Genomic DNA, 24,136 nt, shown 5'->3' with positions numbered 1-24,136 from the left:
GCAGAATTATGTACAGTTTTAAAAATGATTATAGTGAAGGCGCACACTCAAGAATATTAAATGCATTAGTTGAAACAAATTTGGAACAAACCGATGGTTACGGTACTGATCAGTACACAGAAAGATCAGTTAATCTGCTGAAGAAGAAAATTGATAGAGAAGAGGTAGATATACATTTACTAGTTGGTGGCACACAGGTTAACCTTACAGCTATATCAGCTTTTTTAAGACCGCATCAGGCAGCAATAGGAGCAGATACAAGTCATATAAATTGTCATGAAACCGGGGCAATTGAAGCAACTGGTCATAAAGTAATTACAATGAGAACTAAAGATGGAAAACTTACTCCAAATTTAATTCAAAATGTTGTTGATTCTCATAGCGATGAGCATATGGTTCAACCTAAATTAGTATATATATCAAATTCTACAGAACTTGGAACTCTATATACGAAAGCAGAGTTAATTGATTTACATGATTGCTGTAAGAGGAATAAACTGCTATTATATTTGGATGGTGCTAGACTTGGAGCTGCACTTGTAGCGGAAGAAAATGATTTGACTTTAGCTGATATAGCAAAATTAGTTGATGCATTTTACATTGGAGGAACTAAAAATGGAGCGCTTTTTGGAGAAGCACTTGTAATATGCAATGATGAATTAAAAGAAGATTTTAGATATTTTATTAAGCAAAAAGGTGGATTATTAGCAAAAGGAAGGTTGCTTGGAATTCAATTTGAAGAATTATTCAAAGATGATCTGTATTTTGAACTTGCAAAACATGCAAATAAAATGGCACTTATGTTAAAAGGCGCAATAGTAAATGAAGGATATAAGTTTTTGACTGAATCTTTTACAAATCAACAGTTCCCTATATTCCCTAATAATTTAATTGAAAAGTTAAGTGAGAAATATTCTTTTAATATTGAAAGAGTAATTGATTCTAATTATACTGCAATTAGATTAGTGACATCATGGGCAACTAAAGAAGAAATTGTATTAGAATTTATCGAAGATCTACATCTATAAAAAAGGCATGAAGTATTAACTAGAATCTTTTAAGAACAATTAAGTATTTTTTAAAAGATTAAGAAAAAAGGCACAAGTGTAGTATATAGTATTTAATTTATGAAATAGAAAGTATGTTTTAAGCTTCATATCGTTTGATAGTCGATATGAAGCTTTTATCCATGGTTAGCTATATTTGAAATTAGATTGGAGCGGTATTTTTGAAGTTACCATTATTAGAAGGATTACTTAAATACAATGATGAAGAAAATCTACTTCTTTCCATGCCAGGAAACAAGGGGGGGATTGGATTTACTAGAGATGAAATTGGGCTGGAGTTTGTTAATAGAATGGGATTTTTAGATATAACAGAGGTCGACCCATTAGATAATTTACATTATCCAGAAGGGATAATAAAGGAAGCCCAGGAGCTATTAGCTAAAACGTATAAGGCTAAGAAAGCCTATTTTTTAGTAAATGGAAGCTCATCAGGAAACTTAGCAGCCATGTTTTCAGCATTTGATGAGGGCGATGAAGTTTTAGTTGAAAGAAACTGCCATAAGTCAATTTATAATGGATTGATTATGAGAAAGTTAAAAGTTAAATATATAGAACCTATTATTGATGATGAATTAGGACTATTTTTACCACCTAATAAAGAGAATATATATAAAGCGTTAGAGAATTGCTCAAAACCAAAGGGGATTATAATAACATATCCAAATTATTTCGGAATTACATATGATATAGAAGAGATTATATGTAATTTGAAGGGAATAGGATTAAAAGTTATAATCGACTGTGCTCATGGAGCTCATTTTGGAATAAATAAAAGATTGCCAAAGTCTCTTGCGAGTTTAGGAGATTATGTGGTTTTAAGTGCACATAAAACTTTACCAGCTCTAACTCAAGGAGCATATCTCTTAGTAAATGAAGAGAATGACATAATAGATTTTTACATAAAGTCATTTACTACAACTTCCCCATCTTATCTGATAATGGCATCTTTAGATTATGCAAGATATTATTTAGATACATACGGGAAAGATGATTATGATAAATTAATAAATGAATCTGAAAAGTGGAAGAAAAAAATTAATAAACTAGGAAAAGTTTATATATTAAGTGAAAGTGACTTAGATAAGCATAATGATAGAATAGAAGGATACAAAATTGATCCTAGTAGATATATAGTTATTCTTCCTAAAGGATATAATGGGCATAAATTTCTAGATTATCTAAGAGATAATAAGATACAGGCTGAGATGAGTTTTTCAAGAGGAGTTGTTTTAATCCTGTCACCATTTAATACAGAAGAAGATTTTAAAATTATATACGAAACTATTTTAAATTTAGATATGAGAAATATGTCTAGAGAAATAGAGATAAAATATTCTAGAAATATACCTATTAAAAAATTTGAGCCTTATGAAACTTTTAAATTAAAAAGCAGATGGTGTGAAATAGAAAAGTGTGAAGGTTTAGTAGCTAAAGAATCAATAATACCATATCCTCCAGGAATACCTTTGGTTTGCCCAGGAGAAATAATATCAAAAGATGTTATAGCAATAGTAAGGGACTATATTATAAATAAAAAAAGTATAATTGGAGTAAATAATAACAAAATTCTGATTTTAGATATAAATTAATATAAATGATGAATCTATAATTTACTATAATCCTATTGGTATAAGCTTAAATATTGTGTTAAAATATATCTATTTAGAATAATATATATGATGATAATATGCGGGGAGGGATAGACAATTATATATGGAAACAAATATTGTAACCAAACCAAAGAATAAAGTTAATGTGAAAAAGCCTAAGAATTATAAAGTTGTTATGTATAATGATGATTATACAACAATGGAATTCGTTATTAATATACTGGTAGTTGTATTTAATAAAAAGTTAATAGATGCTGAGAAGATAATGTTAGATGTGCATGAAAGGGGTAAGGGAATAGCAGGAATATATAGTTATGATATAGCAGCTACTAAAGTTTCAACTGCAATGTCAATGGCTAAAGAAAAAGGCTTTCCGTTTAAGCTTACTGTAGAGGAGGCGTAAAATATGAAAATTACGAATGAAGTTAATTTGATATTACTTAAAGCATACCAAGAAGCAAAAGAGAAAAGCAGCGAATATATTACACCAGAGCATTTACTGTATGCTGCAACTTTTGATAAGAATGTAGAGTATGCTATTAAAGAATGTGGTGGAAGTTTAGAAAATTTAAGATATAATTTGGCAACTTACGTGAAAACATATATAAATAAAATTGGTCAAGGAGAACCACAAGAGAGCATAGAGTTTCAAAGAGTCATTTTAACAGCAAATGAACAAATTAAGTATAGCGGGAAAGATGCAATTGACGTAGATCATATACTCTCTGCAATTTTTAATCTAGAAGATAGTTATGCACGATATTATCTAGAGCAAGAAGGCGTTACAAGAAGAGATTTGCTATATTCTTTGTGTCATAGTATAGATGAAGATACTCGAAATTCTTATGATGATGAAATGCAAGAAAATTTTAAAGAAGATGAGAATGAATTTACTGAGAATGAAAGTAAAGAAAAAGTGGAGAAGAAAAAAGAAGATGCATTTCTTAATAAGTTTACAATAGACCTTATTAAGAAAGCTACAGAAGAAGAAAATGATCCATTGATAGGACGAAAAGATATTTTAGAAAGAAGTATACAGATACTCTGTAGAAGGATAAAAAATAATCCTATACATGTAGGTGAGTCTGGAGTTGGTAAAACTGCTATAACTTTAGGACTTGCAAAGTTAATAAGTGAAGACAAGGTGCCAGAAAAATTAAAAGGAAGTTCTATGTTTTCTTTAGATATTGGATCTGTTATAGCAGGAACTAAGTATAGAGGAGATTTTGAAGAAAGAATAAAAAGAGTCTTAGATTTGATTAGCAAACAAGATAAGCCAATTGTATATATAGATGAAATTCATAATATTGTAGGTGCTGGAGCGTTAAATGGTGGCGCATTAGATGCGTCCAATTTGTTAAAGCCTTATCTTACAGAAGGAAAAATTAGATTTATTGGAGCTACTACTTTTGATGAATATAAAAAGTTTTTTGAAAAAGATAAAGCATTAAGTAGAAGATTCCAAAGAATAGATGTTAAAGAACCATCTATAAAAGAAGCTATACAAATATTAGATGGACTTAAAAAGAATTATGAAGAATATCATAATGTAAGTTATACAGATGAAGCAATTGGAGATGCAGTAACTCTAAGCGATAAGTATATTAATGACAGATATCTGCCAGATAAGGCTGTAGATATTATAGATGAAGCTGGAGCTTATGTTCGTATGCATAATGAAGATATGAATGAGCAGATTATAGTTGACAGAAAAACTATTGAGGAAATAATATCAAAGATTTGTAATATTCCAAAGCAAACTGTGGAAAGTAGCGAGATAAGTTCTTTAAAGCACTTAGAAAAGGACTTAAAGGAAAATATATTTTCACAGGATAAAGCCATTGAAGAAGTTGTAAGATGTATAAAGATGTCTAGATCTGGATTAAACGATGAAGATAAGCCAGTAGCATCGATGCTTTTTGTTGGGCCTACTGGAGTTGGAAAAACAGAGATTGCTAGATGCTTATCTAAAACTCTAGGAATAGATTTGATTAGATTTGACATGAGTGAATATACTGAAAAACATTCAGCTGCAAAACTCATAGGATCACCTCCAGGATATGTAGGTTATGAAGAAGGCGGACTTTTAACTGATTCAATAAGAAAAACGCCACATTGCGTATTATTACTGGATGAAATAGAAAAGGCACACCCGGATATTTTGGGTGTATTGCTTCAGGTTATGGATTATGCCACACTTACTGATAATAAAGGCAGGAAAGCTGATTTTAGAAACTCAATAATAATAATGACCTCTAATGCTGGAGCGAGAAATATAGGTAAAAAGCTTATTGGTTTCGGAGATAGAGAAGTCAAAGGTGAAGCTATAATGGAAGAAGTTAAAAAGTTCTTCACACCTGAATTTAGAAATAGACTGGATAAAATAATAGTATTTAATGGAATGACTGATATTATGGCAGCAAATGTTGCTAAAAAGCAATTAAATAACTTTAAAGATAAATTGAATTCTAAAAATGTTGAAATAGAATTTAGTGAAGAATGTGTAAATCACATTGCTAAAATAGGAACATCAGAGGAATTTGGGGCAAGAGAAATAGCAAGAGTTATAGCTTCGAATATAAAACCATTACTTGTTGATGAAATTTTATTTGGAAAGCTAAGCGAAGGTGGAAAGTGTGTAATTGATTTTGTAAATGAAAAATTTGAGTTGAAGATCAATTAAATCTACTTAAAGTAATGTGATTCATTATTATATATGAAAAAATAAATGTAAAAGAGTCCTAGTCCTATGTAATATCATCTGGAGAGATTACATGATAATTAAATATAAACTATATAATAACATGTTTTTGAATAAAAATTATGAAGACAGACATAATATTAAATGACAAAAAGAAATTTTTAAGCAAAAAGAGGAGGTGAACTATTGCAAAGTTATTTTAACTTGAGCAATGGAACATTAGAATGGAAGATAAGACATTAATATGCAAAGATTGTGGAAGAGAGTTCGTTTTTACTGTAGGAGAACAAGAATTTTATAAGGAAAAAGGTTTTGAAAATGAACCAGTAAGATGTCCTGACTGCAGGAGAGCTAGAAAGCAACAAAACAATAGAAGATAGAAAGTAATAAAGTTTCTATTGATTGAGTAAGAAGCATAAGAATGATTAAATCTTATGCTCCTTTTTATTTTTATATGATATAAATATATTTTTTAGGGTCAATTTTGATTAATTCAATAGAATAATCTGTATTTAAATAAAAAAATATAAAAAATATATTGAATTTTTTGTACTTTTGCTAGTATAATATAAAGAAAGATTTAGATAAAGAACAGTGGAAAATTTATTCATATGATTTTTTTATTTAAAATTTTATATTAGAATTGAGACTAAATTAAAAATAATATTTTAAAGATAGTGATAAGGAATAGTATATAGATGGTAAACTTTTAAGAGAGCTAGAGTTTGGTGGAATCTGGTAAGTATAATTTATAGAAGCAGCCTTTGAATTTTATAACTGAGAAATAAAAATTCTGAGAAGATAAGAATTTTTAATTAGGTTATAACGTGTTCCTCACGTTATAGAGGTGGAGTATTTATGTACTCTAACTGAGTGAACAATTTTTTAGTTGTTTATTAGGGTGGTACCGCGAAGTAGTTCTTTCGTCCCTTGTGTGGGATGGAAGACTTTTTTTATTTAAATATATTAAAAACAAGGGGGTTATTTTCAATGGAGGAAATACTTGAAATATTAGAAAAGAATAGTAGATACAGTGATGAACAAATAGCAATTATGACAGGAAAAACTGTTGAGGAAGTTAGAGAAGCGATTAGAGACTATGAGGAGAAAAGTATTATAGCAGGTTATACAACACTTATAAATTGGGAAAATACAGGTAGTGAAACAGTGACAGCATTAATAGAAGTTAAAATAACACCTCAAAGAGGCGTTGGTTTTGATAAAGTTGCAGAAAGAATATATAAATTTTTAGAAGTAAAAGCATGCTACTTAATGTCTGGAGGCTTTGATTTAACGGTTATTGTTGAAGGAAAAACCATGAAGGAAGTTGCTCTTTTTGTATCAGAAAAACTAGCAGTTCAAGAATATGTATTAAGCACAGGTACTCATTTTGTATTAAAGAAATATAAGGACCATGGAAAGATCTTTAAAGAAAAGAAATTAGAAGATAGGGAGGCAATATTTATATGAAATTAGAAGACATGATTTTAGACAACGTAAAAAATATGCCTCCGTCAGGAATAAGAAAATATTTCGATATAATAAATGAAATGGAGGATGTTATTTCTCTAGGTGTAGGAGAACCGGATTTTGTAACTCCATGGAATGTGAGAGAAGCCGGGATATATTCTTTGGAGCAAGGTCATACTCATTATTCATCTAATGCAGGATTTATTGAACTTCGTAGTGAGATATCAAAGTACCTTCATAGAAGATTTAACCTTAACTATAATCCAGAGGATGAAATAATAGTTACTGTTGGAGGAAGTGAAGGAATTGATATAGCACTTAGGGCGTTAGTTGGGCCTGGGGACGAGGTTATAGTTCCGGAGCCAAGCTTTGTTGCATACAAAGGATGTACTGCATTTACTGGAGCAATAGCTAAGGTTTTGAATCTTAAAGCAGAAGATGAATTTAAACTTACGCCTGAGGCTTTGGAAAAAGCAATTACACCTAGAACAAAGGTAGTTATAATACCGTTCCCTAACAACCCAACAGGTGCAATAATGACTAGAGATGAACTAGCAGGAATAGTAGAAGTTCTTAAAGATAAAAATATTATTGCAATTTCAGATGAAATATACTCAGAACTCTGCTATGGAGAGAAGCATGTTTCAATAGCATCTTTTCCAGAAATGAGAGATAAGACTTTAGTTATAAATGGATTTTCTAAATCATATGCTATGACAGGATGGAGACTTGGATATATCTGTGGACATCCGATTCTAATAGAAGCAATGAAGAAAATTCATCAATATGCTCTTATGTGTTCACCAACAACTGCTCAGTATGCAGCGATTGAAGCTTTAAAAAGTGGTGATAAAAGTGTAGAAGAAATGTGTAAGGAATATAATAGAAGAAGAAGAGTTCTATTGGATGGATTTAGAAAGATGGGGTTAGAGTGTTTTGAGCCTCTTGGAGCATTTTATTTATTTCCAAGTATTAAATCTACAGGTATAACATCAGATGAATTCTGTGAACAACTGCTTATAAATAAAAAAGTATTAGTTATTCCAGGAAATGCTTTTGGTGATTGTGGAGAGGGATTTATAAGAGTTTGTTATGCGTCATCAATGGAGGATATTATGGAAGCACTGAAGAGAACAAAGAGATTTCTTGATAAATTAAAAGAGAAATAATAAAAAAAGGAGTGGTTTAAGTATGAAAATACGTTAGATTACTCCTTTAATATAGACTTAGAAAAGAGTGAAATAAAATTATATTAATAAAAAAAGTTTGTAAATATATATAGCATAATTTATACTAGTATGGGCATAGAATGGCTTAAACTGAAGATAAATGGCATGTAGTATTGATAAATATTATAGTGAAATCAATAAACCTATGAATATTGACATCATATTCCTAATATATTATTATAAGTGTGGAAGCGATACCATAAATAGTTCGACTTAAAAATAACTTGGCTTAAAGCCTTAGAAATTAAGAATTCAAGTTATAAATTAATCTAGGATATAATAATAGTATTTCACGATTTAGTTTTAATAATGTAATAAATTTGGATGAATTATGAAAAAAATTTGACGAGGTGGGGTGTTATGTCAGTTACTATAAATGATATTGCGAAAAGGGCTAAAGTATCCTCGGCAACAGTTTCAAGAGTTCTCAATAATTCAGGTTATGTAAAAGAAGAAACTAGGCAAAGAATAGTAGTCGCAATAAAAGAAATGAATTATACACCGAGTGCAATTGCAAGAAGTTTGTCGAAATGCGAGACTAATACTATAGGAGTTATCGTTCCAGATATAACTAATGCATATTTTGGAGAAATTATAAAAGGAGTAAGTGAGAGGGCAGAAAGAAATAATCTGAATATAATTTTATTTAATACAGATAATTATTTAGAGAAGGAAGTGCGTGCTCTTAAATTGCTTAAAGAACAAAGAATTAAAGGAATTATAATGACCCCAGGATTTGGTGAAGAAAAATTCAATGAAAATTATATTAAAACAATAAATACTTTAAATATTCCTATAATATTAGTTTCGGCTGATGTTAAATTTACAAAGTTAAATGGAGTTTTTGTAGATAATATAAAAGGTGGATTTGAGGCAACAAACCTGCTAATTAAAGAAGGTCATACTAAGATTGGAATAATGACAGGATTATTGAGTTCAGAACCAGTAATGGATAGATTAGAGGGCTATAAAAAAGCATTAAAAGAAAATGATATTGATTTTTGCAATAAGTATGTTTTATATGGAGATTTTAAGATAGATAAAGCATATGAGTTGACTAAGAAATTATTTGAAGAAAAAGACCGTCCTACAGCATTGGTTGTTTGCAGTAACATGATGACAATGGGTGTTATAAAAGCGTTAAAAGAAGATAATAAGGATATTCCTAGAGACTTGGCTATAGTGGGCTTTGATAAGATTGACTTTTTAGACATCGTAGGATTAAATATTACATATATGGAAGATTGTCCGATTGAGTTGGGCAGAGCGTCTATGGATATGCTGGTTGATATTATCAGTAGTACTGAGGATGATTGTGTGAGAAGAATGATTATTGCACCACAAATTGTAGTTAAAGGTTCAGAGAAAAAGATATAAATTTATATATACGCTGCAAAAATAATTCTTCATCATAATTTTAAAAAAGATTGCAAGAATTTTAGTGGTAATTGTGAATTACAACATATATACATAGGCACAAGTTGAATACATATTCGTAATATTAAAGTCAACATATTATAAATATAATTAATTAGAAGAATATTTATAATAATTGTTTTATTAAATTTAAATCGTGGATATTATCCATGAGTTTAAATATTAATTCTTATATTTTAGGAGGAAGGTTAATGAAAAAGAGATTATTATCATTATTAGCAGTTTCAGCAATAACAGTAACGTTATTTGCTGGATGCGGATCAAGTGGAAGCGGTACTAGTACTGCCGACAAAGGAAGCAGCAATGCAAAAGAATATCAAGTTGCTATGGTAACTGATACAGGTGGGGTAAATGACCAATCATTTAATCAATCTTCATGGGAAGGTCTACAAAATTTCGAAAAAAACAATAAAGGTGCAAAAGTTAGTTACTTAGAATCTAAGCAAGAATCTGATTACGCTACTAATCTAGATAAAGTTGTTGATAGTGGCAATAAATTAGTTTGGGGTATTGGATTTGCAATGTCAGATGCAATATTAAAAGCAGCAAAATCAAATCCAGATGTCAATTATGCTATAGTTGATAATTCATATGGGGATGATACTCCAGCCAATGTAACAGGAGTTATGTTTAATGCACAAGAACCTTCATTTATAGTTGGATATGTAGCAGCTAAAACAACAAAAACAGGTAAAGTTGGATTTGTTGGAGGTATAAAAAGTGGAATTATAGATCAATTCCAATTTGGATATCAAGCAGGTGTACAATATGCAGCAAAAGAATTAGGTAAAGATATTACTGTAGATGTTCAATATGCTGAAAGTTTCTCTGATGCATCAAAAGGAAAAGCAATTGCAAATAAGATGTTCTCTTCTGGATGCGATATCGTATTCCATGCAGCAGGTGGAGTTGGTGTAGGTGTAATTGAAGCAGCTAAAGAAGCAAACAAGTTTGCAATAGGTGTTGACCGTGACCAAGCATATTTAGCTCCTGATAATGTATTAACATCAGCATTAAAACTTGCAAATGTTGCAGTTGAAAATCTTTCAAAAGAAGCTATGAATGGAACTAAAATTGGTGGTAAAACTTATACTTATGGATTAAAAGAAAATGCAGTAGGAATTCCGACTGAAAACAAGAATATGGATCCAGCAGTATATAAAGCAGCTATGGCAGTTCAAGACAAAATTAAAGATGGTTCAATAGTTCCACCTTATAATGAAGAAACATTTAAGAGCTTTGGTAAATAAGAATAATTAAATAATGTATATGTGTGGCAATGATGAATTTACATTTAAGGTTCTAGAAAGCTATGTGCAATGGCTTAAGTCTAAAATGTAGAAAATAAATTGTAATATATATATGGCAAATATGAAATTGGGATGGCTTTGCTAGCTAGTGATTCACTGTTAGCAAAGCATATTATTAATTAAGGGAGGACTTGGTATGGAAATTAGCAAACAATATGCAGTGCAAATGCGTGGAATTACAAAAATGTTTGGTTCATTCTGTGCCTTAGATGATATCAATATTGATATTAAAAGAGGTACAATTCATGCACTATTAGGAGAAAATGGAGCAGGTAAGAGTACACTGATGAATATACTTTACGGATTATATCAAGCTGACCGAGGAGAAATATATCTTAATGGTGAAAAGATAAATATTAAAAACCCTAATATAGCCATCGAAAATGGAATAGGAATGGTTCACCAACATTTTATGTTAGTTGAAAATTTTACAGTAACACAAAACATAGTATTAGGTAGTGAAATCACAAGTAAATTTGGAATATTGGACATGAAAAAAGCTCGCGAAGAAATATTAAACATTGTTAAAAAGTATGGATTAGAAGTAGATCCAGATGCAAAAATTGAAGATATTTCAGTAGGTATGCAGCAGCGTATTGAAATATTAAAAGCTTTATATCGTGGAGCTGATTTGTTAATATTAGATGAGCCGACAGCGGTGCTTACGCCTCAAGAAATTCAAGATTTAATAAAGATTATGAATAATCTTGTAGCAGATGGAAAAACAATAATTATAATTACGCATAAATTAAAAGAAATAAAAGAATCTTCTGATGTCTGCACAATAATACGTAGAGGAAAATATATAGATACGGTTAATGTTAAAGAGATAACAGGATCAGAACTTGCTACTATGATGGTAGGTCATGCAGTTAAGTTAGTTGTTGATAAAGAGCCTGCAAAACCAGATGAAGTTGTCTTTGAAATAGAGAATTTAACTGTAAAAGATGAAAGAAAGCTAGATGCAGTTAAAGATTTATCACTTAAAGTACATAAAGGTGAAATTGTTGGTATTGCTGGAATTGATGGCAATGGACAAAAAGAATTAATTGAAGCAATTACATGCCTAACAAAATGTGAAAGCGGTACCATTAAAATAAATGGAGTAGAGATACAAAATACTACAACAGAAAATGTTATTAAGAATAAGGTCTCAACAATACATGAAGATAGACAAAGACGAGGACTTGTATTAGATTTTAGTGTTGCTGATAATGTAGTTATAGAAAAATATAAAAGCGAACCATATTGTAAAAATGGCTTTTTAAATAAAAATGAAATCATATCTCATACTAAAGATATGATAAAACAATATGATATAAGACCTGATAATTGTGAATTACTTCCCGTTAGAGGATTATCAGGAGGGAATCAGCAAAAAGTTATAATTGCAAGAGAAGTGGCTAATGATCCAGATTTATTAATTGCAGTGCAGCCAACTCGTGGACTTGATGTAGGAGCAATTGAATATGTTCATAAAACATTAATAAGGGAAAGAGATAAAGGCAAAGCTGTTCTGTTGGTTTCATTTGAACTTGATGAAGTTATGAATGTTTCTGATACTATAGCTGTAATTTATGCAGGGACTATTGTAGATACATTTAAGCAGGGAGAAGTTGATGAAAATACAATAGGTTTATTAATGGCAGGAGGTAAAAGAAATGAAAACAGTGGCAAAGATTCTTAAAAAACCAGTTACTTCAACATTCATTGCAATATTTTTTGGTTTTGTAGTTTCTGCAATAGTTCTTGGTATTGCAGGGTATAACTCAATAGATGCTTTTAGCGCACTTTTTAATGGTATTTTTTCAAAACCTAAATATATATCTAATACAATTATCAAGGCCACTCCTATTATTTTAACTGGTTTAAGTGTTGCATTTGCCTTTAAAACAGGTTTGTTCAATATTGGAGCAGAAGGCCAATATATAATAGGTACAATTGCATCAACTATAGTTGGAATTAAATTAAATTTGCCAGCAATATTAGAAATTCCTTTAGTAATTTTAGCTGGTGTAGCTGCTGGAGCAGTATTTGGTGGAATTGTGGGAATTCTTAAGGCGAAATTCGGAATACATGAAGTTATAACCAGTATAATGCTGAATTGGATTGCATTATATTTATCTAATTTCGTTGTATCAACAGATGTATTTCACCAACCGGATTCAACAAGCACTTATATGATTAATGAATCTGGATTTACTACTATACTTGGTAATTGGAAGACATCTGATGCTGGAATAGAATTTCTTTCTCACAACAAATGGTTATCAGAAGTCTTGTTAAAAACAGATGTTAATATTGGAATTATTGTTGCTATTATAATGGCTGTAGTTATATCAGTTTTATTATATAAATCAGCAAAGGGATACGAATTACGTGCAGTGGGATTAAATAAAGATGCAGCAGAATTTGCCGGAATAAATGTTAATCGTAATATAATTCAATCAATGGTAATTGCAGGTGCATTATCAGGTCTTGCTGGAGCACTAGCTATTACAGGCACAGCACCTCATAAGTTATCTACTATGGCTGCTTTTGAAAATAATGGATTTAACGGATTATCAGTTGCATTAATTGCAGGAAGTTCACCTATTGGTTGTATCTTTGGAGGATTGTTATATGGTGGATTACTATATGGAGGCCAATCTGTACAATCTGCAATAGGTGCACCATCGGAAATAATAAATATAATGATAGGTACTATTGTATTTTTCGTAGCATTAACTAAGATTGTACCTGCTTTAGCTGACAGACTTTTAAAGAGAGGTGAAAAGAATGTTAAATAGTATTGCACTATTAATAGGTATTACACTAATGTACTCAGCACCGTTAATATTTGGAGCATTAGGAGGAGTTGTTTCTGAACGTTCTGGAGTTGTAAATATCGGAATTGAAGGTATGATGACTATAGGTGCATTTACTGGTGCGGCAGTAGGATATTATTCTGGAAATGCATGGCTTGGATTTTTAGCTGCAGGAATTGCAGGTGGAATAATGGCTTTATTACATGCAGTTGCATCTATAACATTCAATGCGGATCAGACAATATCAGGTATTGCTATAAATTTATTGGGTGCAGGTTTCTCTTTATTTACATGCAGGTTATTATTTGAAGGAGCTACTATGACTAAACCAGTAGTTACTAAATTACCTAAAGTATTTGGAGTAGATATTACAGTTTTTATAGCACTTTTAATTACAGTAGTTATTTGGTTCATTTTATATAAAACTAAATGGGGACTACGTATTCGTGCTGTAGGAGAGCATCCAGCAGCTGCAGATACTCTTGGAATAAGTGTAACTGCAACTCGTTATGTGTGTGTTATGATTTCTGGAATACTTGCAGGATTTGGCGGAGCATCTATGACTCTTGCAATAATAGCGCAATTCACCCCAACAGCAATTAGTGGTCAAGGCTTTATTGCATTAGCAGCAGTTATTTTTGGTAAATGGACTCCACATGGCGCATACGGAGCTTGCTTATTATTTGGATTTGCTCAAGCATTAACAGTTGTATTAGGTGGTGGAAACTTTGCTATTCCTTCGCAAATACTTGCAATGTTACCATATATTCTAACAATTGTAGTATTGATTCTTTTTGTTGGAAAATCAGTTGCACCAAAAGCTGATGGAGTTCCATACGAAAAAGGTACTCGTTAATAGAAAGAAAAAACATTGTTATTTCACAGGACTGCGAAAATTTCGATGAAAGTGCTGAGTGTTAATTCGAATTATAGTTATATATATGTCGCAGAATAATTCTACATCATAATTCTAGAAACATTGAAAGAATTTTAGCCGTAATTGTGAAATGTGCATTGTGAATTGTAACATATATAGTTATAAAATAAATTTAAGGAGTAATGAAATATGAATATAGCTAAATATATAGATCATACAATATTAAAACCAGAAGCAACAGTAGAGGATGTAAAAAAATTATGTAAGGAAGCTAAAGAATACAATTTTGCTTCAGTTTGCGTAAATGGATGTTATGCAAAATTAGTAAGTAGTGAACTTATGGGAACTGATGTGAAGACATGTGTAGTTGTTGGATTTCCATTAGGTGCAATGACAAAGGAAGCTAAAGCTTTTGAAACAAATCAAGCCATTGAAAATGGAGCTACTGAAATAGATATGGTTATAAATGTTGGGGCATTAAAAGATAAAAATTATAGTTTACTTAAAGAAGATATAGAAGCAGTTGTAAATGCAGCCAAGGGAAAAGCATTAGTTAAAGTTATTATTGAAACATGTTTATTAACTGATGAGGAGAAAGTTAAAGCTTGCGAAATAGCTAAAGAAGTTAAAGCTGATTTTGTTAAAACATCAACAGGATTTTCTACTGGTGGAGCAACTAAGGAAGATATTGCTTTAATGAGAAAAACTGTTGGACCAGATTTAGGCGTAAAGGCATCAGGTGGAGTTAGAGACTTCAAAGCTGCTATGGATATGATAAATGCAGGAGCAAGTAGAATTGGTGCTAGTGCTAGTATATCTATAGTTAGTGAAAGCAAATAAATTATTATTATAAAATAGTTTAAATATATTGATCATTAATTGAGATGATGTGGTTAAAATTATGGAGGTAAAAAATGAGTGTTCATATTAATGCACCTGAAGGTGCTATTGCAGAAAGCGTATTATTACCAGGAGACCCTTTAAGAGCAAAGTTTATAGCAGAAAACTTTTTGGAAGATGTAGTTTGCTATAATGAAGTTAGAGGTATGTATGGGTTTACAGGAACATATAAAGGTAAGAAAATTTCAGTTCAGGGAACAGGAATGGGAATACCTTCAATTTCAATATATGCAAATGAATTGATACAAAGTTATGGGGTTAAAAATCTTATAAGAGTTGGAACATGCGGTGGATATAGCGAAAAAGTTAAGGTTAGAGATCTTATAATAGCTATGTCTGCATCAACAGATTCAAATCTTAATTTAGTAAGATTTCAAGGTAGAACATTTGCACCAACAGCAAGTTTTGAATTATTGAAACCAGCATACGATATAGCGGTTGAAAAAGGCTTTGATCCTAAAGTTGGTAGCATATATAGCTCTGATGTATTTTATGGCGATGATGATGAAGATTGGAAGAAGTGGGCTAAGTTTGGTTGCTTAGGAGTAGAGATGGAAGCAGCAGCGTTATATACAATTGCAGCTAAATTTGGAGTTAATGCATTAGCTTTACTTACAGTAAGCGATCACTTTGTAACTGGAGAAGTTACAAGCGCAGAAGAAAGACAATTGACATTTACAAATATGATGGAAGTTGCTTTAGATACTATAGCAAAAATAGAGAATTAGTATAAAAGAGTTAAAATAGCAATTTGAAAGAGAAGATTCTTACTTGAGGTTAGAGATAATCATATGCTAGTAATTAGTATATAATTAAAAGTAAGGATTTTCTTTTGTTATAATGCAAATTTTAAATTGTTAATACACAATATAAGGTCAAAATATATTTGTTTTTTGTCCATAATCAAACTATGATTTAGCCATCAATATATTGTAAAAATAATGCTTCATAATAATTCTAAAGATAGTGCATGAATTTTAACCATTATTGTGAATTATGAAATGTGCATTGTGAATTGCAACACATATATTTAAATATATATATAATTTAAAATAATACATAGATTGGAATATTGTGTGAGGAGACCTAAAGAAAATTAAAATGAAAGTAAGTGAAATGAATTTATGAATATACAAATATTTGGAACTAAGAAATGCTTTGATACTAAAAAGGCAGAAAGATTTTTTAAAGAAAGAAATATAAAATTTCAGTTTATCGATTTAAATGAAAAGCCTATGAGCAAAGGCGAATTTAATAACATAATTAAAGCGGTGAGTATTAATGAATTAATAAATACGAAGGCAAAGGAATATGTAAAATTAAACTTTAATAATATACGAAGTGCAGAAATTAAAGCAGAATTATTATTAAAAAATCAAAAAGTTATAAATACGCCTATAGTAAGAAATGGTAAAGAAGCAACAGTTGGATATAAAGCAGAAGAATGGAATAGATGGATAGAAAACAACTAAAATAATTTTTGAAGATGATGCTACTATACCAACAGTTTCTATTTAATCTCATGTATACTATAGAATTTTTTTAGAATACTAAAATTGAGATTATTTTAGAAAGGATATGAAGTAGTTATGGCAAAAGCAGGAATGAGAAGACCAGACCCAAGTGAACCACATGGAACAGAAAGTAATCATAAAACACATTATAAAAAAAATGATGTAAAAGATGTTCCAATGGAGATACAAGGAAAAGCTAAGACTGGAAATAAGAAAGCGTCTCCCATAGAATAATGTGTGTATAAATAGAGTCATAGTAGAAGTGATGTAGTGTAAGGATGGAAGTTAAATTTCATCCTTATATTATATACATATATTTTCTCAATATTATGGAAGAACTACAATTCAAAATAAATTAAAACTTATTTTGACAAAATATAAAAGATATAGAATAATATAAATAATAAATAAATTTTTACTCGAATATTGTTTTATAAGTTTAATATAATCTTATTTATTATTGTTCTTATATATTTAATTAGGGGATTTTTTAATTTTTAGGTCATAGAGATAGATATATATTCTGTCTATACTTAGAGACATAAAATTTGTTATATGATGGGTGTGAGTATTATGGAGAAGAGTACAAAAGTAATAAGCTTTAACCAGTTAAAAGAAGGAATGGTAATAGCTAAAAATGTAGAGCAAAATGGGAGTGTATTACTTAAAAAGGATATTTCGGTAACTGAACAAATTATAGAAAAAATAAAAAAGTTATATGTTATCGGAAATGTAGAGATATATTGTGAAAATACAGCTGCAAAAAGTAGTGAAGTGGAATTAAAGAAAGAGACACAATGTAAAAAGATTGAAGATGAATTCAATGAAATTTCTTTAGCATTAAGAAAAACTTTTAGACAACTTGTCAATAACAATGAAGAAGCTCTAAACGAAGTGAGGGAATTTTCTAGAAAAATTCAAAATGAGATACAGCCAGGTAGCTTGGTTATAAAGAATATAGTTCTTTATGGAAGTGGAACAGATTCAATATATAGACATGGAGTAAATGTAGCAGCACTAAGTGCACTCATAGGAAAATGGACAGGATTAGAAAAGGCGAAGTTAAATTTATTAGTATATTCAGCAATTCTTCATGATTTTGGAAAGACAAAAATAGCAAGAGAATTATTAATGAAAGAAGTAGGATTAACACAAAATGAATTTAATACAATAAAAACCCATGCTCAGAAAGGATATATGGTAATAAAAGAACTTTCATTTTTGGACAAGGCTGTGAGCTATGGGGTACTGATGCACCATGAAAGATTAGATGGGTCTGGTTACCCGCTTGGGCTAAAGGGGGAAGCTATACATCCTTTTGCAAAAATCATCGCTATAGCTGATGTATTTGATGCAATTAATTCTAATAGAGGATATAAGAAAAAAAGGCTTCCATTTGAAGCATTGCAAATAGTTAAAAACGAAAGTTTAGGAAAACTAGATTACGAATATGTAAAGATATTTTTAGAGCATGTTATAGATTATTATACAGGTGAAGAGGTATTATTAAATACTAATGAAAAATGCAAGATAATACAGATGAATGTAAATAATTTAGAAAAGCCTCTGATTTTGAAGGGCGAAGAGTTTATAGATTTGGAAAAAGAAAAGAAATTATATATTAAAGAGATATTATTATAAAATAGAAAGTTTATGTAGTTTATAACTATTACGAAAATATAATTAGAGATTAATATAATTTAACTAGAAATAAATAAATTTAAAATAAAAATGTGATAAATAGTATATAATAAGGTAGTTGTTTTAAAAAATTTCTAATAAGTAAATTTTATTTAAAATATTTACCTTATTTTTGTATGTAAATTTATAAATCAATCTATATTTTAACTTGAAATTATAATGGATTTAAAATAAGTAATTTATATTAATAGTTAAGATAAATTTTGATTCCAAAATTTATAGGTAGGGAGGGGAAGATTATGAATGAAGATAACTTAGCATTAACGGCATCTTCATACTCAAATTTTAAGGATAAGTATCTTGAAATATATATTTCACAAGATAATTATAAGGAAAAAATGATAAATATAGTTGAACCTTATCTAAAGAAGAATCTAGAAAGTGGCTATATTCTAGGAGCAAATGACTTAAAACTTTATTACGAAAAATTCATTGTAAAGAAGCCAAAAGCTAATATAGTCATTTGTCATGGATTTGGAGAATTTACTGAAAAATACAATGAACTAATTTATTATTTTATAAAGGAAAACTACTCTGTTTTTATTCTTGAACATAGAGGGCATGGTAGATCACAAAGACTTGGGATGGATAATTATCAGATTAATGTTGAAAACTTTGATTACTATGTAGAAGATTTCAAAAAGTTTATAGATGAAATTGTTATTCCAGATAGTAGGAATAAGAAGTTGTTATTATTTGCACATTCTATGGGAGGATGTATAGGTACTGTTTTTTTAGAGAAATATAATAGTTATTTTAATGCTGCAGTGTTAAGTTCACCAATGCATGAAATTAATACTGGGAAAGCACCTAAGATTTTAGCAAATATTATTTCTAAAGCAATGAGGGTTTGCGGAAAAGGAAATTCATATCTTCCAGGCCAGAAGCCATATGCTGAAAAGAAGGATTTTTACAGTAGATCGACTAGTTGTAAGGAGCGATATCAATATCTTTTGGAAAAGATTAAAAAGAATGATAATTATCATAGTGGTGGATCATCGGCTTTATGGTATATCGAAAGTTTAAAAGCAACTAAAGAACTAATTAGAAGAAAGAATATATCAAAAATAATGGTACCAATACTATTATTTCAAGCTGAATATGATACACATGTTATCCCAAAAGCACAGAATAGGTTTGCGCATCATGCTAAAGATTGTAAGGTGGTTTATATGAAAGGCTCTAAACATGAATCGTATTTTGAAAGAGATGAAATAGCTTTTTCTTTCTTTAATAGGGTGTTGTCATTCTACGAAAATAGCATTTAATAATAATATAACGTTAAAAGAACAAATCCTATCGATTAGAGTTTGTTCTTTTATAAGCATGAGATACAATTTATCTTAGAAATTGACTAAGTATATCTTTCGTTGAAAGTTTGTTACCATTAATAATATCCGTATAATCCTTTAATCGTTCATTTTCTTCATCTGTTAAATTCTCATTAGAACGTTTTTTTTCAACTAAACTTTTAAAATCTACATAGTCCTTATCTCCGAGTTTTCCTTTGATGATGGAATCTATAAGTGAATGTAGAGTTTTCTGTTGCTCTTCTGAAAGATCCTGACCTTTATTTTTACATTTTTTTAATTCAAGCAATTCCTTTTTTTGTTCGGCAGAAAGATATTTATAATTTTCCTCTCCAAACACATTAAAACCATTAGATTTATCTTTATGAGCATAGTAAGTTGAAATCTTTAAGCCGCCAAGTGAGTAAGAAGCTGCACTTGCAACTGTTGGTTTAGGAAGAAATGTTAGGCAATTTATTGCCAATAAGAAAGTTGTTATGTATTTTATAGCTTTTGTATTCATTTTTATACCTCCGTAGATATTTAATTTCAATATCTAGTATGTGACAAAAATGATAATAATATTTATATAAATTTTCTTATTATAGAAATAAAATATATAAACTTCCAATATGTATTTCTAATTATGGAGAGTTTTTATATAATTAGGAAGGTGATAAATATAAGGGCGTCTAAAAATCAGGTTTATTATTTATAAACTAGTGGTGTAAAAAAATGGCGTCAAAGTGGTATAATGTATATAAACCAAAGGGGATGAGATTATGAATTTATGGATTAGGGAAAGTATATTTTATCAATTCTATACACTTGGATTTTGTGGTGTTTTAGAACCAGGTAAAGTATATGATAAAAAAAATAGGTTAAACAAAATTGAAAAATGGATACCTCATTTAAAAGAAATGAGAATTAATGCTGTTTATTTTTCACCAATTTTTCAGTCGAGTTATCATGGTTATGATACCAAGGATTACTACAAAGTTGATGAAAGACTTGGAACTAATGCGGATTTTAAAGAAGTATGTGAGCAGTTACACAAGAATGATATAAGAATAATCTTAGATGGGGTATTTAATCATGTAGGAAGAGAATTTTGGGCATTTAAAGATGTTCAGATAAACGGAGTAAATTCTAAGTATTGTAGCTGGTTTGCAGATTTAAATTTCAATAGCAAAAGTCCAATGGGGGATGAATTTAATTATCAAAGCTGGAATGGCTGTTATGATTTAGTCAAACTTAATTTGAAAAATGAAGAAGTTATAAATCATTTGCTACAGGCTGTAAGTACATGGATAGATGAATTTAATATAGATGGGTTAAGATTAGATGCAGCTGATAGCATTGATTTTGAGTTTTTTAAAGTTTTAAAGAGATTTGTAGAAGGAAAGAAGAAGGATTTTTGGTTAATGGGCGAAGTTATTCATGGAGATTATAACAGATGGGCAAATACTGAAAGTCTAGATTCTGTGACAAATTATGAATGCTATAAGGGAATTTATTCAAGTCATAATGATAAGAACTACTTTGAAATTGCATATTCATTAAATAGATTATTTGGCACAGGTGGAATTTATAAAAATTTATGTCTATATAACTTCGTTGATAATCATGATGTTAACAGACTAGCAAGTACACTAAAAAAACCAGAATATATATATAATTCATATATATTGCTTTATACAATGCCTGGTGTGCCAAGTGTATATTATGGGAGTGAATATGGTCTTAAGGGAGTTAAAGGAAATGGTACAGACTTACCTTTAAGACCAGAATTAGAATTTGGAAAAATAGATGAACAAGATGATAAGTTATTTGAATTAATTAAAAAGTTAGGTAATATTAGAATTAATAGTGAAGCTTTAAAATATGGGGATTATGAACAAGTGGTTGTTAAGAATGAACAATTCATATTTTCTAGAAATACTGATAATGATAGAGTTTTTGTAATATTAAATTTATCTGATAAAGAAAGTGTTTTAGAATTTAAATTACCCTTCGAAAAAGGTATTGATTTATTAGATGAAAATGAAATAGTGATTAATGCTAATGAAACAAGCATAGTGGTCCCAGCATTTTCGGGTAAAATAATAACAGAATTAAGAAAGTAACATGGAGATAATCTGCTAGAATTTAAGAATATATGGATAGGGTAAATATTATTTACATGAAAAACATTTAATAAAACTAGTAAAAGGGGTAATAATATAATGAATTTATTAGATAATGAGTACAATAACTATGATGGGAATCTTGGTGCAGAATATTGTAAAGATGGTACAAAATTTATAGTTTGGGCACCAAATGCAAATAATGTTCGACTGGCGCTGTTTGGAAAGGATGAAAAGAATTATACAAATGCACCAGAAGAAATATTAGACATGAATCGAGGAGTACAAGGAACTTGGAACATAGAGGTGAAAAGAGATCTTGAAGGTGAATTTTATAATTACTTAATAATTAATAGTGGAAATGAAAGAGAAGTTGTAGATCCATATGCAAAAGCCCTTGGGGTTAATGGAAACAGAGGAATGGTAATAGATCTTAAAAAAACAGATCCAATAAATTTTGAGGAAGATAGAAAACCAGAGCTAAGCTCCGCAACGGCAGCTGTAATATACGAGGTTCATGTAAGAGATTTTTCAATAAATGAGAATTCAGGAATAAGCTCAAATAAAAAAGGAAAGTATACCGGGTTTTGTGAGCATGGGACTACAATTCCAGGAAAATATACAAAGACAGGAATAGATTATTTAATGGAATTGGGAATAACTCATGTTCATTTACTTCCGGCATTTGATTATGAAACTGTTGACGAAAGTAAACCAGATATGCCACAATATAATTGGGGATATGATCCAAAGAATTATTTTGCGCCAGAGGGATCGTATTCAACAAATCCTTTTAATGGAGAAAAGAGAATTAGAGAATTTAAGGAAATGGTTAAAAGTATACATGAAGCTGGACTTAGAGTTGTTATGGATATGGTTTATAATCACACCTATAAAAGTCATGAATCTAATCTTAATCTGGCAGTACCAGGATATTATTATAGACAGGATCAAAATGGAAATTTTTCAAATGGATCTGGTTGTGGCAATGAATTAGCTTCAGAACGATATATGGTAAGAAAACTTATTGTTGATTCAGTAATTTATTGGGCTAAGGAATATCATATAGATGGATTTAGATTTGATTTAATGGGTTTACATGATATTGAGACTATGAAGCAAATTAGAGCTGAGTTAGATAAGATTGATACATCTATACTTATGTATGGTGAAGGTTGGACTGGAGGCTGGACTCCATTAAGTGGTGAAGAGTCATCAGTAAAGCAAAATATAGTGAAATTTGATAAAATGCAAATTGCAGCATTTAGTGATGATACTAGAGATTCAGTTAAAGGACATGTGTTTAATATAAATGAAAAAGGATATGTAAATGGTAGAACAGGGCTTGAAGAAAGTATTAAATTCTGCATTGTAGGAGCTACTGGTAAACAAGGCATTAACTATGATAAAGTCATATACTCACGCTTTGCATGGGCAAATGAGCCTTATCAATGTATAAATTACATTTCGGCTCATGATAATTATACATTATGGGATAAACTATATTTAACTAACAATGAGTCTTCTCAAGAAAAACGTAAGAATATGAACAAGTTAGCAGCGGCTATAGTTTTAACATCTCAAGGGATACCTTTCTTTCAAGCGGGAGAAGAATTTTTAAGGACTAAGAAAAATGATGATGGAAGCTTTAGTCATGATAGTTATAATGCTCCTGATAGCGTAAATAATTTAGAGTGGGATAGAGTTTTTGAATATAAAGAAATTGTAAATTACTATAAAGGTCTAATTAAATTAAGAAAGAAATATAAAGCGTTCAGAATGAATTCAAGCGAAGAAATTAGAAAGAATTTAACATTTTTAGAGTATGGAGAGGATTTTTACAAAGAAAATGTTGTAGCATATAAGATAGAAGATAACAGTGAGAAAAACTTGTGTAATACTATAGTTGTAATATTTAACCCAAATGATGAGGAAGCATTTATAGATTTAAAAGAATGTGGATGGAGTGTCCTTGTTAATAAGGAAAGAGCTGGAGTAGATGAAATTTACGCGATAGAAGGTAATAGTATAACTGTTCCTTCAAAGTGTGCACATGTATTAATTAAAAAATGATTTTGATGGAAGGTTTTTGGTGATA

General features: G+C 29.9%; 21 protein-coding genes and 1 other annotated feature. Of the genes, 20 read left to right on the top strand and 1 reads right to left on the bottom strand.

Annotated features, from left to right (window positions below; genetic code table 11):
- Nucleotides 1–8: 8 nt before the first annotated feature.
- From KEC93_RS20795 to KEC93_RS20710, 18 genes are all read left to right on the top strand, one after another.
- Nucleotides 9–1,028 (top strand): threonine aldolase family protein, encoded by a 1,020-nt coding sequence (locus KEC93_RS20795; protein ID WP_077869555.1) that lies wholly within the window; start codon nt 9–11, stop codon nt 1,026–1,028.
- Nucleotides 1,029–1,228: 200 nt separating this feature from the next.
- Nucleotides 1,229–2,656: an aminotransferase class I/II-fold pyridoxal phosphate-dependent enzyme gene (locus tag KEC93_RS20790; protein WP_077869556.1), complete on the top strand. Its 1,428-nt coding sequence runs from the start codon at nt 1,229–1,231 to the stop codon at nt 2,654–2,656.
- Between the two features lie 124 nt (nt 2,657–2,780).
- Nucleotides 2,781–3,080, top strand: a complete 300-nt coding sequence (locus KEC93_RS20785; RefSeq protein WP_039768318.1) for an ATP-dependent Clp protease adaptor ClpS — start codon at nt 2,781–2,783, stop codon at nt 3,078–3,080.
- Between the two features lie 3 nt (nt 3,081–3,083).
- A complete protein-coding gene (gene clpA, locus KEC93_RS20780) occupies nt 3,084–5,360 on the top strand; it encodes an ATP-dependent Clp protease ATP-binding subunit ClpA (RefSeq protein ID WP_023973135.1) in 2,277 nt (758 codons plus the stop codon).
- A 242-nt stretch (nt 5,361–5,602) separates the two neighbouring features.
- Nucleotides 5,603–5,758 carry a zinc-ribbon domain-containing protein gene (locus KEC93_RS20775; RefSeq protein WP_012060308.1) on the top strand — a complete coding sequence of 52 codons (156 nt, stop codon included), beginning with the start codon at nt 5,603–5,605 and terminating at the stop codon, nt 5,756–5,758.
- Between the two features lie 288 nt (nt 5,759–6,046).
- Nucleotides 6,047–6,312, top strand: a binding site (T-box leader).
- A gap of 56 nt (nt 6,313–6,368) precedes the next feature.
- Nucleotides 6,369–6,848 (top strand): Lrp/AsnC family transcriptional regulator, encoded by a 480-nt coding sequence (locus KEC93_RS20770; RefSeq protein ID WP_026888442.1) that lies wholly within the window; start codon nt 6,369–6,371, stop codon nt 6,846–6,848.
- Complete coding sequence (locus KEC93_RS20765; RefSeq protein WP_077869557.1) at nt 6,845–8,017, top strand: aminotransferase class I/II-fold pyridoxal phosphate-dependent enzyme; 1,173 nt, start codon at nt 6,845–6,847, stop codon at nt 8,015–8,017. The genes KEC93_RS20770 and KEC93_RS20765 overlap by 4 nt, the downstream gene beginning before the upstream one ends.
- A gap of 420 nt (nt 8,018–8,437) precedes the next feature.
- On the top strand, nt 8,438–9,454 hold the full coding sequence (locus tag KEC93_RS20760) for a LacI family DNA-binding transcriptional regulator (RefSeq protein ID WP_077869558.1): 1,017 nt from the start codon (nt 8,438–8,440) through the stop codon (nt 9,452–9,454).
- Nucleotides 9,455–9,705: 251 nt separating this feature from the next.
- The gene (locus KEC93_RS20755) at nt 9,706–10,764 is read left to right on the top strand and encodes a BMP family lipoprotein (RefSeq protein ID WP_077869559.1); all 1,059 of its coding nucleotides are present in this window, start codon (nt 9,706–9,708) and stop codon (nt 10,762–10,764) included.
- A gap of 196 nt (nt 10,765–10,960) precedes the next feature.
- Nucleotides 10,961–12,511 carry an ABC transporter ATP-binding protein gene (locus KEC93_RS20750; RefSeq protein ID WP_077869560.1) on the top strand — a complete coding sequence of 517 codons (1,551 nt, stop codon included), beginning with the start codon at nt 10,961–10,963 and terminating at the stop codon, nt 12,509–12,511.
- On the top strand, nt 12,486–13,613 hold the full coding sequence (locus KEC93_RS20745; RefSeq protein ID WP_077869561.1) for an ABC transporter permease: 1,128 nt from the start codon (nt 12,486–12,488) through the stop codon (nt 13,611–13,613). The genes KEC93_RS20750 and KEC93_RS20745 overlap by 26 nt, the downstream gene beginning before the upstream one ends.
- Entirely contained in the window at nt 13,603–14,487 is an 885-nt protein-coding gene (locus KEC93_RS20740) for an ABC transporter permease (RefSeq protein ID WP_077869562.1), read from the top strand. The genes KEC93_RS20745 and KEC93_RS20740 overlap by 11 nt, the downstream gene beginning before the upstream one ends.
- Before the next feature lie 210 nt (nt 14,488–14,697).
- Nucleotides 14,698–15,348, top strand: coding sequence for a deoxyribose-phosphate aldolase (gene deoC / locus KEC93_RS20735; RefSeq protein ID WP_077869563.1), 651 nt, complete (start codon nt 14,698–14,700; stop codon nt 15,346–15,348).
- Nucleotides 15,349–15,422: 74 nt separating this feature from the next.
- Nucleotides 15,423–16,136 carry a purine-nucleoside phosphorylase gene (deoD, locus tag KEC93_RS20730; RefSeq protein WP_012060299.1) on the top strand — a complete coding sequence of 238 codons (714 nt, stop codon included), beginning with the start codon at nt 15,423–15,425 and terminating at the stop codon, nt 16,134–16,136.
- Nucleotides 16,137–16,532: 396 nt separating this feature from the next.
- On the top strand, nt 16,533–16,880 hold the full coding sequence (locus tag KEC93_RS20725; protein ID WP_017209118.1) for an arsenate reductase family protein: 348 nt from the start codon (nt 16,533–16,535) through the stop codon (nt 16,878–16,880).
- Between the two features lie 117 nt (nt 16,881–16,997).
- Nucleotides 16,998–17,156 (top strand): hypothetical protein, encoded by a 159-nt coding sequence (locus tag KEC93_RS20720; RefSeq protein WP_171787104.1) that lies wholly within the window; start codon nt 16,998–17,000, stop codon nt 17,154–17,156.
- 339 nt (nt 17,157–17,495) lie between these two features.
- Nucleotides 17,496–18,563, top strand: coding sequence for an HD-GYP domain-containing protein (locus KEC93_RS20715; protein ID WP_077869564.1), 1,068 nt, complete (start codon nt 17,496–17,498; stop codon nt 18,561–18,563).
- 299 nt (nt 18,564–18,862) lie between these two features.
- Entirely contained in the window at nt 18,863–19,891 is a 1,029-nt protein-coding gene (locus KEC93_RS20710; protein WP_077869832.1) for an alpha/beta fold hydrolase, read from the top strand.
- 70 nt (nt 19,892–19,961) lie between these two features.
- Here KEC93_RS20710 and KEC93_RS20705 read toward each other — a convergent pair whose 3' ends face one another.
- Nucleotides 19,962–20,435 (bottom strand): hypothetical protein, encoded by a 474-nt coding sequence (locus KEC93_RS20705; RefSeq protein WP_017209115.1) that lies wholly within the window; start codon nt 20,433–20,435, stop codon nt 19,962–19,964.
- 259 nt (nt 20,436–20,694) lie between these two features.
- Between KEC93_RS20705 and KEC93_RS20700 the strand changes: the two genes are divergently transcribed.
- Both KEC93_RS20700 and pulA read left to right on the top strand, forming a co-directional pair.
- Nucleotides 20,695–22,038, top strand: coding sequence for an alpha-amylase family glycosyl hydrolase (locus KEC93_RS20700; protein WP_077869831.1), 1,344 nt, complete (start codon nt 20,695–20,697; stop codon nt 22,036–22,038).
- A gap of 99 nt (nt 22,039–22,137) precedes the next feature.
- Nucleotides 22,138–24,111 carry a type I pullulanase gene (gene pulA, locus KEC93_RS20695; RefSeq protein ID WP_077869830.1) on the top strand — a complete coding sequence of 658 codons (1,974 nt, stop codon included), beginning with the start codon at nt 22,138–22,140 and terminating at the stop codon, nt 24,109–24,111.
- Nucleotides 24,112–24,136 lie beyond the last annotated feature (25 nt).

Source organism: Clostridium beijerinckii (assembly GCF_018223745.1).
GTDB lineage: Bacteria > Bacillota > Clostridia > Clostridiales > Clostridiaceae > Clostridium > Clostridium beijerinckii.
This window is presented reverse-complemented; position numbering and strand designations above follow the sequence as displayed.

What these genes read in the sequence shown, in the direction of transcription:
- KEC93_RS20795 (WP_077869555.1), top strand. Translation starts at nt 9, where the DNA reads ATGTACAGTTTTAAAAATGATTATAGTGAAGGCGCACACTCAAGAATA.
- KEC93_RS20785 (WP_039768318.1), top strand. Translation starts at nt 2,781, where the DNA reads ATGGAAACAAATATTGTAACCAAACCAAAGAATAAAGTTAATGTGAAA.
- clpA (WP_023973135.1), top strand. Translation starts at nt 3,084, where the DNA reads ATGAAAATTACGAATGAAGTTAATTTGATATTACTTAAAGCATACCAA.
- KEC93_RS20775 (WP_012060308.1), top strand. Translation starts at nt 5,603, where the DNA reads ATGGAAGATAAGACATTAATATGCAAAGATTGTGGAAGAGAGTTCGTT.
- KEC93_RS20770 (WP_026888442.1), top strand. Translation starts at nt 6,369, where the DNA reads ATGGAGGAAATACTTGAAATATTAGAAAAGAATAGTAGATACAGTGAT.
- KEC93_RS20765 (WP_077869557.1), top strand. Translation starts at nt 6,845, where the DNA reads ATGAAATTAGAAGACATGATTTTAGACAACGTAAAAAATATGCCTCCG.
- KEC93_RS20760 (WP_077869558.1), top strand. Translation starts at nt 8,438, where the DNA reads ATGTCAGTTACTATAAATGATATTGCGAAAAGGGCTAAAGTATCCTCG.
- KEC93_RS20755 (WP_077869559.1), top strand. Translation starts at nt 9,706, where the DNA reads ATGAAAAAGAGATTATTATCATTATTAGCAGTTTCAGCAATAACAGTA.
- KEC93_RS20750 (WP_077869560.1), top strand. Translation starts at nt 10,961, where the DNA reads ATGGAAATTAGCAAACAATATGCAGTGCAAATGCGTGGAATTACAAAA.
- KEC93_RS20745 (WP_077869561.1), top strand. Translation starts at nt 12,486, where the DNA reads ATGAAAACAGTGGCAAAGATTCTTAAAAAACCAGTTACTTCAACATTC.
- KEC93_RS20740 (WP_077869562.1), top strand. Translation starts at nt 13,603, where the DNA reads ATGTTAAATAGTATTGCACTATTAATAGGTATTACACTAATGTACTCA.
- deoC (WP_077869563.1), top strand. Translation starts at nt 14,698, where the DNA reads ATGAATATAGCTAAATATATAGATCATACAATATTAAAACCAGAAGCA.
- deoD (WP_012060299.1), top strand. Translation starts at nt 15,423, where the DNA reads ATGAGTGTTCATATTAATGCACCTGAAGGTGCTATTGCAGAAAGCGTA.
- KEC93_RS20725 (WP_017209118.1), top strand. Translation starts at nt 16,533, where the DNA reads ATGAATATACAAATATTTGGAACTAAGAAATGCTTTGATACTAAAAAG.
- KEC93_RS20720 (WP_171787104.1), top strand. Translation starts at nt 16,998, where the DNA reads ATGGCAAAAGCAGGAATGAGAAGACCAGACCCAAGTGAACCACATGGA.
- KEC93_RS20715 (WP_077869564.1), top strand. Translation starts at nt 17,496, where the DNA reads ATGGAGAAGAGTACAAAAGTAATAAGCTTTAACCAGTTAAAAGAAGGA.
- KEC93_RS20710 (WP_077869832.1), top strand. Translation starts at nt 18,863, where the DNA reads ATGAATGAAGATAACTTAGCATTAACGGCATCTTCATACTCAAATTTT.
- KEC93_RS20705 (WP_017209115.1), bottom strand. Translation starts at nt 20,435, where the DNA reads ATGAATACAAAAGCTATAAAATACATAACAACTTTCTTATTGGCAATA.
- KEC93_RS20700 (WP_077869831.1), top strand. Translation starts at nt 20,695, where the DNA reads ATGAATTTATGGATTAGGGAAAGTATATTTTATCAATTCTATACACTT.
- pulA (WP_077869830.1), top strand. Translation starts at nt 22,138, where the DNA reads ATGAATTTATTAGATAATGAGTACAATAACTATGATGGGAATCTTGGT.